17 protein-coding genes are annotated in these 17,070 nt (G+C 39.7%); 7 read left to right on the top strand and 10 right to left on the bottom strand.

What is annotated here, in order from left to right:
- Positions 1-7: 7 nt before the first annotated feature.
- The 7 genes from NDN11_RS06665 to tsaE form a co-directional block, all read right to left on the bottom strand.
- Positions 8-634, bottom strand: a complete 627-nt coding sequence (locus NDN11_RS06665; RefSeq protein WP_251111151.1) for an NAD(P)H-dependent oxidoreductase — start codon at positions 632-634, stop codon at positions 8-10.
- A 79-nt stretch (positions 635-713) separates the two neighbouring features.
- Complete coding sequence (locus NDN11_RS06660; protein WP_251111150.1) at positions 714-1,301, bottom strand: TetR/AcrR family transcriptional regulator; 588 nt, start codon at positions 1,299-1,301, stop codon at positions 714-716.
- A gap of 33 nt (positions 1,302-1,334) precedes the next feature.
- A complete protein-coding gene (locus tag NDN11_RS06655; RefSeq protein WP_167248344.1) occupies positions 1,335-2,192 on the bottom strand; it encodes an EamA family transporter in 858 nt (285 codons plus the stop codon).
- An 81-nt stretch (positions 2,193-2,273) separates the two neighbouring features.
- Positions 2,274-2,789, bottom strand: coding sequence for an RNA chaperone Hfq (hfq, locus tag NDN11_RS06650; protein ID WP_251111149.1), 516 nt, complete (start codon positions 2,787-2,789; stop codon positions 2,274-2,276).
- A 91-nt stretch (positions 2,790-2,880) separates the two neighbouring features.
- Positions 2,881-3,825 (bottom strand): tRNA (adenosine(37)-N6)-dimethylallyltransferase MiaA, encoded by a 945-nt coding sequence (miaA, locus tag NDN11_RS06645; RefSeq protein WP_251111148.1) that lies wholly within the window; start codon positions 3,823-3,825, stop codon positions 2,881-2,883.
- Positions 3,826-3,831: 6 nt separating this feature from the next.
- Positions 3,832-5,802 carry a DNA mismatch repair endonuclease MutL gene (mutL, locus tag NDN11_RS06640; protein WP_251111147.1) on the bottom strand — a complete coding sequence of 657 codons (1,971 nt, stop codon included), beginning with the start codon at positions 5,800-5,802 and terminating at the stop codon, positions 3,832-3,834.
- Complete coding sequence (gene tsaE, locus NDN11_RS06635) at positions 5,792-6,268, bottom strand: tRNA (adenosine(37)-N6)-threonylcarbamoyltransferase complex ATPase subunit type 1 TsaE (protein WP_251111146.1); 477 nt, start codon at positions 6,266-6,268, stop codon at positions 5,792-5,794. The genes mutL and tsaE overlap by 11 nt, the downstream gene beginning before the upstream one ends.
- Positions 6,269-6,387: 119 nt before the next feature.
- Between tsaE and NDN11_RS06630 the strand changes: the two genes are divergently transcribed.
- The 4 genes from NDN11_RS06630 (at position 6,388) to NDN11_RS06615 (ending at position 8,580) form a co-directional block, all read left to right on the top strand.
- Positions 6,388-6,684 (top strand): hypothetical protein, encoded by a 297-nt coding sequence (locus NDN11_RS06630; protein ID WP_016164162.1) that lies wholly within the window; start codon positions 6,388-6,390, stop codon positions 6,682-6,684.
- A gap of 20 nt (positions 6,685-6,704) precedes the next feature.
- The gene (locus NDN11_RS06625; RefSeq protein ID WP_251111145.1) at positions 6,705-7,619 is read left to right on the top strand and encodes a pseudouridine synthase; all 915 of its coding nucleotides are present in this window, start codon (positions 6,705-6,707) and stop codon (positions 7,617-7,619) included.
- A gap of 109 nt (positions 7,620-7,728) precedes the next feature.
- A complete protein-coding gene (locus NDN11_RS06620; RefSeq protein ID WP_167248338.1) occupies positions 7,729-8,037 on the top strand; it encodes a type II toxin-antitoxin system RelB/DinJ family antitoxin in 309 nt (102 codons plus the stop codon).
- A gap of 99 nt (positions 8,038-8,136) precedes the next feature.
- On the top strand, positions 8,137-8,580 hold the full coding sequence (locus tag NDN11_RS06615; protein WP_167248337.1) for a GNAT family N-acetyltransferase: 444 nt from the start codon (positions 8,137-8,139) through the stop codon (positions 8,578-8,580).
- Here NDN11_RS06615 and NDN11_RS06610 read toward each other — a convergent pair whose 3' ends face one another.
- Positions 8,581-9,294, bottom strand: coding sequence for a pseudouridine synthase (locus tag NDN11_RS06610; protein WP_167248336.1), 714 nt, complete (start codon positions 9,292-9,294; stop codon positions 8,581-8,583). It lies immediately after the preceding gene.
- 246 nt (positions 9,295-9,540) lie between these two features.
- Here NDN11_RS06610 and NDN11_RS06605 point away from each other — a divergent pair, with 246 nt between their 5' ends.
- Entirely contained in the window at positions 9,541-10,053 is a 513-nt protein-coding gene (locus tag NDN11_RS06605; protein WP_005204696.1) for a glycine zipper 2TM domain-containing protein, read from the top strand.
- A gap of 139 nt (positions 10,054-10,192) precedes the next feature.
- Positions 10,193-11,194, top strand: coding sequence for an LLM class flavin-dependent oxidoreductase (locus NDN11_RS06600; protein WP_251111144.1), 1,002 nt, complete (start codon positions 10,193-10,195; stop codon positions 11,192-11,194).
- A 69-nt stretch (positions 11,195-11,263) separates the two neighbouring features.
- On the opposite strand, the gene NDN11_RS06595 is transcribed toward NDN11_RS06600, so the two are convergent.
- Together NDN11_RS06595 and ppsR are read right to left on the bottom strand one after the other, a co-directional pair.
- On the bottom strand, positions 11,264-13,363 hold the full coding sequence (locus NDN11_RS06595) for a sensor domain-containing protein (RefSeq protein WP_251111501.1): 2,100 nt from the start codon (positions 13,361-13,363) through the stop codon (positions 11,264-11,266).
- 283 nt (positions 13,364-13,646) lie between these two features.
- Positions 13,647-14,483: a posphoenolpyruvate synthetase regulatory kinase/phosphorylase PpsR gene (gene ppsR, locus NDN11_RS06590; RefSeq protein ID WP_004806023.1), complete on the bottom strand. Its 837-nt coding sequence runs from the start codon at positions 14,481-14,483 to the stop codon at positions 13,647-13,649.
- A 158-nt stretch (positions 14,484-14,641) separates the two neighbouring features.
- On the opposite strand from ppsR, the gene ppsA reads away from it, so the two are divergent.
- On the top strand, positions 14,642-17,020 hold the full coding sequence (ppsA, locus tag NDN11_RS06585) for a phosphoenolpyruvate synthase (protein WP_167248333.1): 2,379 nt from the start codon (positions 14,642-14,644) through the stop codon (positions 17,018-17,020).
- Positions 17,021-17,070: the final 50 nt, after the last annotated feature.

The raw sequence follows: 17,070 nt of genomic DNA, 5'->3' as shown, positions 1-17,070 counted from the left end.
CTTAGCATTACGCATTCATATTGATTTGAAATTGATTTAAAACAGTCTGGTCTAATTCTTCAAAGAAAACTTTCAGATCATCGACCTTAGTAAAATCTGCTTTAAACAGCATTGATGTTTGGACATCATCAATCCCACAATAGGCAAAAATACCTTCCACGATTTGTTTGTGAATCGCTTGTGTATAACCGTGCCGATCGTATCCAGATTGCATCCCTGCTGCGGTCCCAATCAGTTTGACTGGAATATTTTTTAAAATACCCGATAAATTCCCCTGTTCATCGTATTTGTAGGCCCAGTCCTGACTAAATACACGTTCAAACCACCCTTTTAAGACAGCAGGAACTGACCACCAATACACAGGAAAAATAAAATAAACCATATCTGCACGATCAAAACGCGCTTGTTCAAATTGAACATCGGCATCCAAAGCTTGGCGACCACGATAAGCTTCAATATCAGAAAGCGTCATCGCAGCTTGAAAACCTTCTTTATATAAATCGGCAATTTCTACTGAAATTCCCTTTTCCGTTAAATCATGAGAAATATGCTGTGCAATCTGATGAGAAAGTGATTGGGTATCTGGATGCGTTATGACAATCAAAGCGTGCTGAGGTTTATTTAAATTAGACATAGATTCATTCCGAATAGATGATTCTCACAAGTTACCAATAGTAACTTATGCTGTCAACTCAGTTTTTTGATGTCTGTATTTAGGATGCTGAATAATCTTGTAAAATAACTAAAAGTGAATTTTCCATCACATGCTGTGCAGTCAGTGCATCAATTTGATTTTTACTTGCTGCTGTCGATACCATTTCAATCAAGCCCATGATCGCGATCACGATCGCTTCACCCTCTTTTCCATCCAATTGAATAAATGGATGCATGCTATGTTTAAAAATTTCTGTGAATTTTTGCTGACATTGCTGAAAATAGTTTTGCAAGATATCACTACCAGACAAAGCAGCGATCACCAATCCAACCTCTGGACCAGTGGAAATAAAACAACTTAAATAAGCTTCACAAAAAATATGAATGGTTTGCTGTAAGGTTTTTGCTTCGGTGGCTAGAGACCGATTAAGTTCTGCAGTCTGTTTATCATCAAACTCCTGATAAATCGAAATCAGTAACCCTTCGCGGTCAATAAAATGTCGATATGCAATTGGCTTGGTAATACCAGCCTGCTCTGCTAAATATCCCAGAGTTAAGGCTTCTACACCCTGAGTTCGAATAATTGAACGGGCCACCTGCAACAATTGTTGTCTACGCTCTTCTTTACTTAGTCTCTTACCAGTCATAATTTTACTTCCATCAAATTTAACCAAATCGCTTTACATCATTGCTTTGGCTAAACACAGGACTGCAACCACACCACAAATCAATCCAATCCAGGTATAGGCTTTTAAGCGTTCTTTAAATAATACAACACCACTGAGAACACCAAGTACCACGACAAGAATATTCATACCAGCAAAAACAATGGCAGGCGTTTCTTTAAAAATCATATGTGCTTTGACATATAAGGCAATATTGGCAAAATTCAGTACACCTAAAAATAAGCCTGTAAAAATATTTTTAGGCTGCCAATTTGGTTGAGTAATTGCGATATAGCCAATGGATAAAATAAAAGCGGCAATAAACGTTAAATTCAGTGTGACTGCAAACTGTAAACCTAAACTACTACTATATTTCAGTAATATATCTACAGCAGCATAACCCGCCCATACGCTAAACAAAAACAAGGCTGATTTTAAATTCATGCCTTTACTTGCCTGCTCTGTGGCCTGTCCGATAATAATCGCTAAAATTGCAATGACACCCAGTACTACACCAATTAATTTTAATTGGCTAAATTGCTCCCCAAAAATAAAATAGGCAGCTAATAACGACAGTATGACTGCAAGCCGCTGAGCAATTTCCGTTTTCAGGATTCCTGCAAATTGTAAAGACTTCGCCAAGCATAAAAATATGCTAGGTAATAACACTGCTAAAATCAGAATTAACCACCAAGGGGTATGATTTAAAGAAATATGAGTAATATCGGTTTTAAACCAATAAAAACATAAAAGGCTTGCGCTCAAATAATTCCACGCAATCATTTGAAAAACATCAAATCCCTTTGCCTTCAAGTATTTCAGCAAAATCGAGACCAATACACTACAACATGCCGCAGCAACAATCATTTCCATAGTATTTATTCTAGCTTTCTAATAGACAAAAAAATGCCAGTCTAGCGTGAGACTGGCATTTTCTTAAAGATCATCAATCAATTAACGATTGTTTTCGTCTTCTTGACCATCTTCAAATTTAGTTTCGCTATCGAAGCCACCTTGATGACCGAAGCCACCTTGACCACCGAAGCCACCTTGACCACCGAAGCCACCTTGACCACCGAAGCCGCCACCTTGACCACCGAAGCCGCCACCTTGACCACCGAAGCCGCCTTGACCACCGAAGCCACCTTGACCACCGAAGCCACCGCCTTGACCACCGAAGCCACCAGCAGCGCCTTGACCACCGAAGCCACCAGTTGCGCCTTGCGCAGGGAAGCCACCAGCAGTACCTTGAGCACCAGCAGGACGTGGGTTACGTGCAGGAACAACTGTAGAAATCGCGTGTTTATAAACCATTTGACTTACAGTGTTTTTCAACAAAACAACATATTGGTCAAATGACTCAATATGACCCTGCAATTTGATACCGTTTACAAGGAAAATAGAAACTGGAATACGTTCTTTACGGAGAGAATTTAAGAACGGATCTTGTAAAGTTTGACCTTTAGACATTTTTAACTCCAAAAAATTTTTAAATCAGCGCAAAAAAACTATCTTTATTTTTCAACTAAAAATTATAAAAAGACAGCCTGCGAATTTTGCTTTATCCAAAGAAGTTTCGCAAGTCTTCTTTCGCCTGCTTTATCGTCACGTAAGTTTTAAAATCGTGTATTTCTTGCAAAGAACGTAACCATGTGTATTGACGTTTGGCTAATTGCCTAGTCGCAAAAAGGGCTTTGTTCTCCATTTCTACTTTATTTTTGAGACTTAAGTCACTTTTTAGTAAAAAATCTAAAGCTTGACGATAACCAACAGACCGCATAGACGGTAAATCATCATTTAAATCGTATTTTTTAATCAATTCCTCTACTTCATTCAAAAAACCAATATCCCACATTTTGCTCAATCTTTGCTCAATGCGTTGATGTAATTCTAAACGATCTGGCATTAATGCGTAGTTATGAAATATGTAACGATATGGTTGATTTTTAGGTTGTTCAGCTTGTAGTTTTGTTATCGGTTCACCCGTGATTCGAAACACTTCAAGCGCACGAATAATCCGCTGCTTATCCGATACTTTAAACTTTTCTCCTGCAACAGGATCCACCTCAACCAACTCTTCATAGACGGATTGCCAGCCCTGCTGTTCAGCTTTGTGAATAATGGCATCACGTATCGTTTGATCGGCATTGGGTAAATTACTTGCCAGACCTTCAAGTAAGGCTTTGAAGTACAACATGGTTCCACCTACCAAAATTGGGGTTTTGCCACGCGCATGCATATCATCAATCAATGGGCAAACATCTTCAACAAATTGTGCTGCCGAGTACACCTCTAAAGGTGTAATAATATCAATCAAATGATGTGGGTATTGCTGCTGCTCTGCTTTGGTTGGTTTCGCTGTACCAATATCCATATCTTTATAAACTAAAGCTGAATCGACTGAAATCAGTTCGTAATTTCCACGCTCATAGAGTTCACATGCCAATGCTGTTTTACCGCTTGCGGTAGGCCCCATTAAATTGATGACGGGCAATTGATTTGACATGTAAAACTACTCTCCTCGAGCAAATAATTTATCTAGTTGATGGAGTGGAAACGCACGCCAAGTTGGGCGCCCATGATTACATTGGCTGGCAAACTCGGTTTGTTCCATTTGACGTAATAAAGCATTCATTTCCGATAAACTTAACTGGCGATGCGCACGCACAGCGCCATGGCAAGCCATTCCAGCGAGCAATTCATCACGTTTTTGCAATAAACCTCTCGCTTCATCATTTGGGTCAAGATCATTTAGCAGTTCCGGAATGAGGTTGCTAAAATCAGCTTTATGCAAAATCGCGGGGACACCACGCACAATCACTTGATCATCACCATATTGATCAACTTCTAGACCAAGCCGTTGCAATTGTGATTGTAAATCTTCGATACGTGTCGCTTGCATGCGTGTAATAGATACAATTTTTGGAATCAATAACTGCTGAGACGTCCAAAATTCAGGTTTATCCCAAGCCGATTTCATTTGTTGCAGCAAGATACGTTCATGTGCCGCATGCATATCCACAATAATCAGGCCTTCGGTATTTTGCGCCAGAATATAAATCCCATGCAGTTGTGCGATCGCAATCCCTAATGGAAACTCATCTACACGAGATGGAGCTTGATCATCTGGTGTCTCCCCTTTATCAAAGGTGGCTGAGGGCATTTGCTCATCACGTAAAGGCGCTAAATAACTTTTTAATGCATTATTCAGTTGTGCAGAACCATTATATCGAGGCTGCTGTACTTGCGATGAGCTGTATTGCACAGCTTGTGGACGACTTTGATTAAACTCTGTCAACAAATCCGTTGATACTTCAGTCGTTTGATTTGATTGAGGTTCTACTTCTACGGTCGCACGATGTAAATTGAATTGTTCTTGGTATTTTGGCTGTGGCTGATAATTAAAATGCTCGGTTGTCGCCTCATCTGTTTTCATGGCTTGGGCAAGGTCAGCGGTTGCTGTCTGAAATTGTGAAAGCGTTGCTTTGGCATAATGACGCACAAACTCATGCACTTCACGCTGGTTTAAAAAGCGAATTTCATGTTTGGTTGGATGTACATTGACATCAATATTTTCAGGATCAACTTCTAAAAATAACAAATAGGATGAATGTTGATGCCCATGCAAAATTCCGTCATAGGCCATACGCAACGCATGTGAAATGGTTTTATCTTTGACAATACGACCATTCACATACACATATTGCATGTCAGCTTGCGCACGCGCATCAGAAGGATGCCCCAACCAGCCAGATAAACGCATATTAATACTGTCTGAATCGATCCAATACGCATTTTGGATAAATTGTTGACCCAATAATTGCTGCACACGTTGATAGCGTAATTCACCACTGTCAGCGACAGGTAGGTTTAAACGAATATTATCATTATGCTCTAGTACAAAACGAATATCGAAATGGGTTAAAGCCAGACGGCGAACAATTTCTTCAATATGATTAAATTCAGTTGTTGGTTTTTTTAAGAATTTACGACGTGCAGGCACATTAAAAAATAAATCCTGTACACGAATGTGTGTACCTTTTTGTGCAGCGACCGCCTGAATTTGTTGATGATCAAAAGCCGTACCATTCACTTCAACTTGATAGCCGATGCCAAGCTCATCTTGGCTACTGGTCAGCGTTAACCTTGACACGGCTGCAATTGACGCTAAAGCCTCTCCACGGAATCCTAGACTAACAATCGCATGTAAGTCATCAGCAGTTTGAATTTTGCTGGTGGCATGACGCATGACCGCTAAAGGTAAATCTTCTGCATGAATACCATTACCGTTATCAATGATTTCAATCAGCGTAGAACCACCCTGCGCAACTCGAATAATCAGCTCCGTTGCGCCCGCATCAATTGAGTTTTCTAATAATTCTTTGACCACAGATGATGGACGTTCAATTACCTCACCCGCAGCAATCTGGTTGGCTAAGGCAGCATCAAGGGTATGAATACGACGAGTTGAATCATGCGCCATTCAATTGTTCCTGCAAAATTTGAGATAAAGATTCGGATTCAGTGGTTAAGGTGACAAACCGCGTCAACTCATCATCCGATTTTTGAATATCAATCACCACATTAGGTTTTGGAATTTCATCCCCACCTTTCGATGGCCATTCAAACAAAAATAAAGCATCGGGCGTTTCTAAATAATCACGAATACCCATCAGCTCTAATTCATAAGGATCATCTAGACGATATAAATCGAAGTGGAAAATTTCTTTACCTTGGATTGAATAAGGCTCAACCAAGGTATAGGTTGGACTTTTTACTGAACCTTGATGTCCTAGATGCTGTAAGAAATAACGGGTAAAAGTGGTTTTTCCAGCACCTAAATCACCAATTAAATAAATAATGCCAGAGCGTACCTGTTCAGAAAGGATATGTGCAAAACGCTGAGTGTCTTGTTCATGATTTAAAGTAAATTTCACTGAATACGACATGGCAAATAAAACATAATTGGGATGGCAGCTATGATAACATTGCCCTGCTTTAAAGCCTAATCCATAGAAAGAAGTTGATTCTTTTTAATGCAATTACTATTTCAGTATTAAGGATTAAAATGTCTGCCGAATCTTTATTTATAAATTGCGAATGTCATGGTCAAAATTATGCTGCTGTAGTGTGTGGACATGTGCTTCACAATAATAACAACAATCAACCGTTAGGCTTTATTGAAAACATTTCAACACCTACAAATCCACAAGGATGGTGTTTGGCGTGTGAATATGTTTTTACCCAAGAAAATGGTATGACGGATCTATTTCGTAATTTTAATAATATGGCTATTGTCTGCGCTGAGTGTTATAGCGAGATAAAAAATAAACACAATATATATCCAATCCAGCAATCCACATAAGTTCAACTACTTTAGTAATTATGATTAACTCTACTACACCTATTTTCTCTCCTCCGCTGATGAATGGCGTCAGTGCCAGTAAGGTATTTTTACCCGACGATGTTTCCATACCTACAATTTTTGAATACCTTTGCCAACATTTTCCACATATCCAAATTAGCGAATGGCAACAGCGTTTTGCAGATGAACTGATTTATGCAGCAGATGGCACCAAGCTCAGATTAGAAAGCCGCTATACCCCGAATACTCATATTTTTTATTATCGCTTTCTTGCGCATGAAGTACATGTGCCATTTCAACATGAAATCCTATTTGAAAATGATGATTTACTTGTCGTCGATAAACCGCACTTTTTGACCATGACACCAACGGGGCAATACGTACAAGAAACCCTCTTGGTCAGACTGAAAAAGCAAACTGGTTACGAAGATCTCACCCCCATCCATCGACTTGATCGAGAAACAGCAGGTGTGGTTTTATTCTGTAAAAAAGCAGCATCTAGAGGCATCTACCAACAACTTTTTGCCGAAAGAAAAGTGCAAAAAATCTATCATGCAATTGCAAAATATCGACCTGAACTGGATTTTCCGCAAATTTTGCAGCTACATTTAGAAAAAGGTCAGCCTTTTTATACGATGCAAATTAATGCTGAAAAACCTAATAATACTGAGACTTTAATTGAACTGTTAATACATGATCAGCAGCATGCCAAATATAAACTTAGTCCCAAAACAGGAAAGCAGCACCAATTACGCGTACACTTAAATTATCTTAATATTCCAATACTTAACGATTCTTTTTATCCACATATTGAGCATAAAGCTGAGGATGATTTTGGCAAGCCATTACAGCTATTGGCTAAAGAAATTTGCTTTATTGATCCGATTTTAAATCAAGAAATGCGGTTTAGCTCCAAGCTTGAACTCACATTGTAAATACACCGTAATGACAAAAATTCTATTTTTTCACTTCAAAAATATTGAAATTACATTGCAATGGTTTAAAATACATGACGATAACTAAAAATATTTGGTCTCATTCTTCATGCGAAAAACAGAAGTTTATCAGGTTCGCCTCGATTCACAGGAAAAGAAGCAAGCTTTTGCCGTGTTTAAACAGCTGGGTATCTCCCCTGCTCAAGCCGTTCGTCTTTTCTTTAAACAAGTGGTATTGACCAAGTCGATTCCTTTTACAATTGAAAATCAAAACATCAACATGGAGCAGTTACTCAAATTGCGTAAATCTAGAGCCGCAGCAAGTACTGAAAATCCATCATCGGTTGAAATTGAAGATGATCATGAAGATTTATTTGAAGAGTTGAATGCACTACTTGGTGAAAGTGACAAAACTTAACAATGTTGCATTTATAAACAAGTTTTTATTTTTTAAGCTGAATTTTTTTCGCTATCCTGACAGTCCTAATAAAATTAACAAGTGTAAGGATGGACAGGAATGATTGTTAAGCGAGCAACAAAGGAAGATCTTCATCAACTTGCTGTCTTGTTTGACGAATACCGTCAGTTTTACGGTGCATCCTCAAATATTGATCAATCGTATCAATTTTTAAAACATCGCTTCGACAATAAAGATAGTGTCATTTTTATTCATGTTAAAGATGATGTATTTACGGGCTTTGTATTGCTCTACCTTGCCTTTTCTTCTGTCGCTTGTGAAACCTACTATATCCTCGATGATGTCTATGTCACCCCCTCTTACCGAAAACAAGGTGCAGCAAAACAGCTGATTGATACCGCAATCTTATTTGCACGACATGAAAATGCACAACGTATCAGCTTAGAAACACAAAAAAATAATTATCAATCTCACCGCCTATATGAGCAAATGGGCTTTATCCAAGACAGTGAGTTCAAAACCTTTCATTGTTTTTTAAAGTAATTATTCATCAAGAGCCATGTTCTGACTTAACTGTTTTTGCGGTGGAGTTAAATAGATCCATTCACCTTCTTCCAACTCAGGAAGTTCAAGCAAACCCACTTGGTGACGATGTAAGGCTTCGACTTTATTTCCAACAGCTGCCAGCATACGTTTTACTTGGTGGTAAACGCCTTGGTGAATGGTCATTGCAATTTGATGTTCCGAGATTAATCGTACATCTGTGGCGGCATAGATACCTTTCTCATTACGCAGTTCGACGCCTTGCTCCAAACCATGTTGCTGTTCAGCTGTAACAGGATCTGCGGTCGTCACATGATAAACTTTGGGTACATGTTTACGGGGGTGTGTTAATGCCTGTAAATATTGTCCATCATCGGTCAGCAATAATAGACCTGTGGTATCTTGATCTAGACGACCCACACATTGAATTCCGCGATGTAGCAGAATTTCAGGAAAAAGACTAAATACACTTTTGTGATGTGTCGCCTGATGCGAACATTCATAACCTTGCGGTTTATTTAAAACAATATAGACATGCTCTCGATATTGATATTCTTCACCAAATACCTGAAAGACCAGTTGATCGGTATTGAAATTCTGCTTCGGATTATCACAGACCTGATTTTCAATCTGAACAGAACCATTTTTAATTAACTGCTGACAATACTTACGTGAACCAAAGCCTTGTGATTGCAAAATTTTTTCCAGCAGCATAAATAAATCCTAAGCGAAACTGCGCCCATTGTACTCGATTACAACGATGGCTGTTGCTCGTTGCCTATTCATTCTTTATTTTTATAATTTATTCACAATCCCTTCATTTGTTATAGAACACCAACAAAACCATCGTCAAACACTCTCAATCTAGATATTGCACTCCATATTTTCACTCACAAGTCTTGTTACATTTGTCACAAGCAAAAAGAATATTGTCCAAAAGAATGGATAAGGAGTTTCACCATGAAATCGAATATGTGGTTATGTAGCGTTATCTTAGCAGCGTCTTCAATGATGACTGTTGCACATGCAGATAATACAACGCGTGTAGCAGCAACCTCTGCCCTAGGAAGTGTGGTTGGTACTGCCTTAGGTAAACAACTTGGCGGTGACACTGGTGCAATGATCGGCTCTGCAATTGGTGGTGCTGGTGGTGCAGCCGCATCGAGTAATCGACGTGACCGTACCGAAGCGGCCATTGGTGGTGGTTTAGGTGGTGTGGGTGGTTATACCGTTGGCCGGAATATGGGCGGAAGCAATGGTGGTTATATTGGTGCAGCACTCGGTGCAGCAGGTGGTGCCGCTTTAGGTCAAAAAGTAGGTCAGGACCGCGATGCTGATCGACGTTACGATGATCGTCGTTATGACCGCCGTTACGATAACCGTCGTTCTTATGATGACCGTCGCTATTACAATTCTCGTGAAAGCTACCGCCATGACAATGGTCGACATCGTGGTTGGTACAAACACCGTTAATCAGATCAAAACGTTTTACCCCTTTAGCGCCTTCGGGCGCTTTTTTTGTTTGATCAAAACTACAATATATCGAACTAAAACGATATACAAAATCAAACTTATATCGTATTATTTCGATATATTGTTTTGAGACCGCATAATGAAATCACTACAAGATATAAAATTCTCTATCCTCGAACTTGCTCCTGTTCGAGATGACAAGAGTATCGAGTTTTCTCTCCGTCATGCATTAGAACTGGCTCAGCATGCGGAAAAGTTAGGTTATGAGCGTTTTTGGTTAGCTGAACATCATAATATGGATGGAATTGCCAGTTCAGCGACAGCTGTTTTATTAGGATTTATTGCTGCAAATACGCAAAAAATCCGTTTAGGCTCAGGCGGTATCATGCTACCAAACCATGCACCATTGGTGGTTGCAGAACAGTTTGGAACGTTAGCCACACTCTACCCAAATCGTTTTGAACTCGGTCTGGGTCGTGCGCCTGGTACAGATCAAATGACAATGCGTGCCTTACGTCGCGGCCGTCAGGAAACTGAAGATCAATTCCCTCAAGATGTGATGGAAATTTTACAATATTTCAAAGCTCCACAACCGAATCAGAGAATTATCGCTACACCTGGTCAAAATACTCATGTGCCAGTGTGGTTACTCGGTTCAAGTTTATTCAGCGCGCAATTGGCCGCAAAACTTGGACTGCCTTATTCTTTTGCTTCGCATTTTGCACCACGAATGTTAGGTCAAGCCATCGAAATCTATCGTGATAACTTCCAAGCTTCGGAATACCTCGATAAACCTTATGTTTCAATGGGTGTCCCAACAGTCGTTGCTGCAACAGATGAGGAAGCTCAATATCTAGCAACCAGTTCATATCAGCGTATTTTGAATCTGATCCGCGGTCATAGCTTAAAGCTTAAACCACCGATTGATTCAACTGAAGGTCTAGCATCGAGTGCTGAACAAGTGGCAATTCAGAATTTTTATGCTATGGCACAAATTGGTTCTCAAGAAACGGTTAAAGCAGGCTTAAATAAAATTTCGGCACAATACGATGTCGATGAATTTATTTTTACCTGTGATATTTACGATACGCAAAAACGTTTAGAAAACTTTAGTTTATTGATGGATATTAAAACCCACTAATAACCTAGCTTATTAATGAGACAAGGCTTATTTTACTAAGCCTTGTCTTTGTTCTTTATATGGTGAAATTTAAATCAACTGAGACCCACGTTGAAGCATTGCTGTCGCTTGTTCTACATCCACAGCAGGACTAAATAAGTAGCCCTGCCCAATTGAACAAGCAGACAATTTCAACGCTTCTAACTGCTCAGTGTTCTCAATGCCTTCAGCAACAATATCCAAGGACAGCTTAGGTCCTAAAGCAATGATCGCTTGGACGATGGCAAGAATTGCATCATCTTCATTCATTTGACGAATAAAATCACAGTCAATTTTTAAACAATCGACTGGATAATCACGTAGACGAGTTAAAGAAGAGTGGCCCGTCCCAAAATCATCGAGTGAAATTTTAACACCATGTTGTTTTAATAAATTTAATGCCCGAACCACATAATCTGAGCCACGATCATCCAGAATGTGCTCGGTAATTTCTATTTCAACCAAATGATATGGGATTTTATATAAATTCAAACGCTGCAATAAACGCTCGGCATAATTATCTTTGAGAAACTCTACAGGTGCTGCATTGATTGATACTGGAACGACTTCCAGCCCTTGTTCAATCCACATGGCGATATCTTTAAAAACTTTATTCTGCATCGCATCACTAATTTTTGTGGCGAGGAGATAGTCTTGAAAAGCCTGCTCGATATTATTCGGTGAATGAATGTGTTTATCTTCCGTTTGCCAGCGTAATAATGCTTCAAAACCTACAACTTTAGTATCCGTTAAGCGAACCTTTGGCTGATAGAACGGAACGATCAAATCATCACGAATAATATGACGTGCCTGATTTAATTGAATGGCAATATTTTGCGCTGCGACTTGCATCTGTTGATTAAACATACGAAATCCGCCACGCCCAGTTGCCTTTAAATCATTGAGTGCTGTATCCGCACATTTCATTAAATTCGCTGAATCTTTAGCATCTCGCGGATAAATTGCACAACCGATACTCATACTGCCATTAATCAAATTACCCGCATAAGTAATTGGAGCCTCTAACTGCCGACTCACATCCATAGCCACTTTTTCAAGCTCTACTTCAGTATTAATGCCATTCACTACAACAGCAAACTCATCACCACCCAAACGCGCCACAAATGTATTGTCTGGTAAAATATTCTCGATACGCTTAGATAAAACCCGAAGTAAATGATCCCCTGCTGCATGTCCAAGGGTATCATTGATATGTTTGAAATAATCGAGATCCAGCAACATTAACCCGACAAGTTTTCCAACTTTTTTATGTCGATATAATGAGCGTCTTAGCTGCTGTTTGAAGAAACGACGATTATAGAGTCCCGTTAACTCGTCTAACTCACTTGAAAGACGTAGCTGTATTTCGGTCTGTCGTTGTGTGGTCACATCACGAGATAAACACAGAACCTGCACAATCTGACCTTGGTCATTTAAAATAGGCGTCAGCAAATTATCCCAGTACTGCCGTTCAGCGCCATCTCCACTCATTCCACGAAAGCGAGCCGTTTTCCCTTTAAGTGCCGTTTTCAATGCATACGTTGCTTTCGAACGAATCTCTGAAGGTAAAAGTTCCGCCCATTTCATTCCAAATCGTTGATGGTGTTCTGGAATATTCAGTGCAATACAGCCCGTTTTATTAACATGTAATAATGAGCCATCAGCTTCTAATAATTTTATACAGTCAATACTATTATCCAGCATATTGGTTTGTGCATTAATACACTGTACTAAGTTCTGCTGATATTGTTTTGTTTCGTGGATATCAACACTATTGATAAACCAATAGCCTTCACCTTCACCTTCAGCTTCAGCTTCAGCTTCCAAAAATTTTGCCGATAACAAAAACCACCGATACGCACCCGATCGATGTTTTAAGCGACATTCCAACTGAAAAGGAGACTGGCAAGAAAATGCTTGCTCCCATTCACTCTGAAAAAGTGAAATATCATCAAGATAGATTAAATCTACCCAATTTTTCGCAAAATGTTCTAAATTATTAAAACCAATATATTCTTGGCTGATACTATTGAAGAAATAAGCATCACCCTGCTCTGAAAGCAGCCAGACCAAACTCGGGATACTATTATAAACGTTTTGCTGAACTTCACTCACGTGATGGTTAGAGTGAAATGGAAATGCGAGATTCACAGACTTCTGTTCCAAACAGAACTCTTTTTATCAAGATATTCAGTTGCAATAAAAGTCATAGACCACCAAAAATAAAAAGTGAGATTTAAATCACAATATTATAGCAGAAATGTGGGAAAATTATCATCAATTCAAGTACTGATGAGTTAAGCCAAGTTTGTCATTGAATATCAATTGTTTATTATTAGTTAATGATTTCTATTCAACCAGTCACCATAAAATTTCAAATTATCGGTACATTAAAGACGACCTAATTCACCTAAATTTAGGCCGTCTCAAACGATCAACCAATGCGACGTTTCAAGCCTGTCATTTGCAAAACCCGTGTTGAGATTTCTTCAATCGACATTTCAGTGACATTGAGGTATTTAATCCCTTCCGAGATATAAATCCCTTCAATAGCACGTAACTCCATTTGACACTGACTAAAACTTGAATAGCGACTATTGGCCTTACGTTCATTACGAATGGCCACCAAACGTTCAGCATCAATCATCAAACCAAACAACTTGTTTTTATGTTCACGCAAAACTTTTGGCAACCGGTTGTCATCTAGGTCTTCTTCAGTCAAAGGATAATTCGCTACACGAATACCAAACTGTAATGACAAATAAATCGAGGTCGGTGTTTTGCCTGAACGGGACACACCAATTAAAATAATATCAGCTTTATCATAATGGCGCGTTCTTGCACCATCATCGTTATCCAATGCAAAATGTACTGCATCGATACGCGCTTTATAATATTCCGAATCGGTAACAGCATGAGTTTGCCCAACCAAGGTCGTCGGTGGCGTACCCAATTCTTGTTCTAATTTACTAATCAGGCCCTCAAAAACGTCTAAGTTGACCGCCTTGGCAGTATTGATAATTTCACGGACATGCGGATCAACCAAAGTATCAAAAACCAGCGGTAAAGAACCATCACGACTTTGACATGCATTGATCTCTACAGCCACATTCATGGCCGCTTCTTCAGTGGTAATATACGGTATAATATGGATGTCAAAATCGACGTTTGGAAATTGCGCAAGTAGTGAATGTCCAAGGGTTTCTGCGGTAATTGCGGTACCATCTGAAATAAAAAAAACGCTCCGTTTAATTTCTTTACTTACGGGCATCAAAATTCTCCTTAAACATTTGTCTTAGTGCTCTATAATCTTTATAGTAAACTCATCTAACATGACTGTCGCTTAGTAAAATACTAAATCTAAGCACTTTTGTATAATTTCATACCAATGATGGTCATTCATACTGCAAAAAAAGTGGAGTAAATACTTTGGAAGCGCGCGTAATCGGTCTGGAAAAATTAGGAAAACACGATGTCGAACTCGTAGGTGGGAAAAACTCATCTTTGGGTGAAATGATCAGCCATTTATCCAATGCTGGTGTATCGGTACCTGGTGGATTTGCAACTACTGCTGCTGCCTATCGTGAGTTCTTGGATCAAAGCGGCTTAAACGCTCGTATTCAAGCTGAACTTTTACAGCTTAACGTTGATGATGTAATTGCACTTGCTGAAACTGGTGCAAAAATCCGTAAATGGATTGTTGATACTCCGCTTACTGCGACATTAGAACAAGAAATTCGTGAGGCATTTGCAGCACTTTCAAACGGCAACCCAGACATTGCTGTTGCGGTACGTTCTTCTGCTACGGCTGAAGATTTACCAGATGCGTCTTTCGCAGGTCAACAAGAAACTTTCCTCAACATTCGCGGTATTGACAATATCCTGATCGCGATCAAAGAAGTTTTTGCTTCTCTTTATAACGACCGCGCAATTGCTTATCGTGTACACCAAGGTTTTGAACATAGTGTTGTTGCCCTTTCTGCTGGTGTACAACGTATGGTTCGTTCAGAAACTGGTGCTGCGGGTGTCATGTTTACACTTGATACAGAATCTGGTTTCCGTGATGTGGTGTTTATTACTGCATCATACGGTTTGGGTGAAATGGTTGTACAAGGTGCAGTCAACCCAGATGAATTCTATTTATCTAAACCGCTTTTAAATGCGGGTAGACATTCTGTATTACGTCGCAACCTTGGCTCTAAACACCAGAAAATGATTTATGGTGAAGAAGGTGCAGCAGGTAAATCAGTGGTCGTCGTTGATGTTGAAAAACAAGAACGTCAACAATTTGCATTGAATGATCACGAATTACATGAATTGGCGAAACAAGCGTTAATTATCGAACAACATTATGGCTCACCGATGGACATCGAATGGGCAAAAGATGGCGATGATGGTCAAATCTATATCGTTCAAGCACGTCCTGAAACGGTAAAAAGCCGTCAGAATGTTGGCACAATGGAACGCTACCTATTAAAGCAACGCGGTACAGTTATCTGTGAAGGTCGCTCAATCGGTCAACGTATTGGTTCTGGTAAAGTACGTGTTGTGACTTCAATTAAAGAAATGGACAAGGTTCAAGACGGTGATGTGCTTGTATCTGACATGACTGACCCAGATTGGGAACCAGTGATGAAGCGTGCCGCTGCAATTGTAACCAACCGTGGTGGTCGTACCTGTCACGCAGCAATTATTGCACGTGAATTAGGTGTTCCAGCAATCGTGGGTTGTGGTAACGCAACTGAAGTGCTTTCTGATGGTCAAGAAGTAACAGTTTCATGTGCTGAAGGTGATACTGGCTTCATCTATGAAGGCGCATTAGATTTCGAAGTACAACGTAATTCGATTAATTCAATGCCATCACTACCGTTCAAAATCATGATGAACGTTGGTAACCCTGACCGTGCATTTGACTTCGCTCAAATCCCGAATGAAGGTATCGGCCTTGCACGTCTTGAGTTCATCATTAACCGTATGATCGGTGTGCATCCAAAAGCATTATTAAATATTGATAGCTTACCTCGCGAAACACGTGCTGCAGTTATGGCGCGTACTTCTGGCTACTCTTCTCCAATCGAATTCTATGTTGAAAAGTTGGTTGAAGGCATTTCAACACTCGCTGCTGCATTTGCAGAAAAGCCAGTGATTGTTCGTATGTCTGACTTCAAATCAAATGAATATGCAAACTTGATTGGTGGTAAGTTATATGAGCCTGAAGAAGAGAACCCAATGTTGGGCTTCCGTGGCGCAAGTCGTTATGTTTCTGACAACTTCCGCGACTGCTTTGAGCTTGAATGCCGTGCCTTGAAAAAAGCACGCGATGAAATGGGCTTAACCAATATCCAAATCATGATTCCATTCGTTCGTACCGTTTCTGAAGCAAAACGTGTGATTGAATTGCTTGCTCAAAATGGCTTAAAACGTGGTGAGAATGGTCTTAAGATCATCATGATGTGTGAATTACCAACCAATGCATTATTGGCTGAACAATTCCTTGAGCACTTTGATGGTTTCTCTATCGGTTCAAATGACTTAACACAATTAACACTTGGTCTTGACCGTGACTCTGGTATCGTATCTCACTTATTCGATGAGCGTGATCCAGCAGTTAAAGCGCTCCTTTCTATGGCAATTCATGCTTGCCGTAAAGCAGGAAAATACGTTGGTATTTGTGGTCAAGGTCCTTCGGATCACCCTGACCTTGCCAAATGGCTCATGGAACAGGGTATTGAATCTGTGTCACTTAATCCTGACTCAGTACTTGATACTTGGTTCTTCCTTGCTGAAGAGCAAATCAAGAAAGCCTAGTCTTTTTTAGAAAAAGACCCTCTTTCGTAGGGTCTTTTTTCATCTTCTGT

The organism is Acinetobacter sp. C26M (assembly GCF_023702675.1).
In the GTDB taxonomy this organism is placed as follows: domain Bacteria; phylum Pseudomonadota; class Gammaproteobacteria; order Pseudomonadales; family Moraxellaceae; genus Acinetobacter.
The sequence above is the reverse complement of the archived record's forward strand: the minus strand, read 5'-3'. Positions and strand labels throughout refer to the sequence as shown.

Excerpts from the sequence above, each read along its gene's own strand:
- NDN11_RS06665 (WP_251111151.1), bottom strand. The coding sequence starts at position 634 with ATGTCTAATTTAAATAAACCTCAGCACGCTTTGATTGTCATAACGCAT.
- NDN11_RS06660 (WP_251111150.1), bottom strand. The coding sequence starts at position 1,301 with ATGACTGGTAAGAGACTAAGTAAAGAAGAGCGTAGACAACAATTGTTG.
- NDN11_RS06655 (WP_167248344.1), bottom strand. The coding sequence starts at position 2,192 with ATGGAAATGATTGTTGCTGCGGCATGTTGTAGTGTATTGGTCTCGATT.
- hfq (WP_251111149.1), bottom strand. The coding sequence starts at position 2,789 with ATGTCTAAAGGTCAAACTTTACAAGATCCGTTCTTAAATTCTCTCCGT.
- miaA (WP_251111148.1), bottom strand. The coding sequence starts at position 3,825 with ATGTCAAATCAATTGCCCGTCATCAATTTAATGGGGCCTACCGCAAGC.
- mutL (WP_251111147.1), bottom strand. The coding sequence starts at position 5,802 with ATGGCGCATGATTCAACTCGTCGTATTCATACCCTTGATGCTGCCTTA.
- tsaE (WP_251111146.1), bottom strand. The coding sequence starts at position 6,268 with ATGTCGTATTCAGTGAAATTTACTTTAAATCATGAACAAGACACTCAG.
- NDN11_RS06630 (WP_016164162.1), top strand. The coding sequence starts at position 6,388 with ATGTCTGCCGAATCTTTATTTATAAATTGCGAATGTCATGGTCAAAAT.
- NDN11_RS06625 (WP_251111145.1), top strand. The coding sequence starts at position 6,705 with ATGATTAACTCTACTACACCTATTTTCTCTCCTCCGCTGATGAATGGC.
- NDN11_RS06620 (WP_167248338.1), top strand. The coding sequence starts at position 7,729 with ATGCGAAAAACAGAAGTTTATCAGGTTCGCCTCGATTCACAGGAAAAG.
- NDN11_RS06615 (WP_167248337.1), top strand. The coding sequence starts at position 8,137 with ATGATTGTTAAGCGAGCAACAAAGGAAGATCTTCATCAACTTGCTGTC.
- NDN11_RS06610 (WP_167248336.1), bottom strand. The coding sequence starts at position 9,294 with ATGCTGCTGGAAAAAATTTTGCAATCACAAGGCTTTGGTTCACGTAAG.
- NDN11_RS06605 (WP_005204696.1), top strand. The coding sequence starts at position 9,541 with ATGAAATCGAATATGTGGTTATGTAGCGTTATCTTAGCAGCGTCTTCA.
- NDN11_RS06600 (WP_251111144.1), top strand. The coding sequence starts at position 10,193 with ATGAAATCACTACAAGATATAAAATTCTCTATCCTCGAACTTGCTCCT.
- ppsR (WP_004806023.1), bottom strand. The coding sequence starts at position 14,483 with ATGCCCGTAAGTAAAGAAATTAAACGGAGCGTTTTTTTTATTTCAGAT.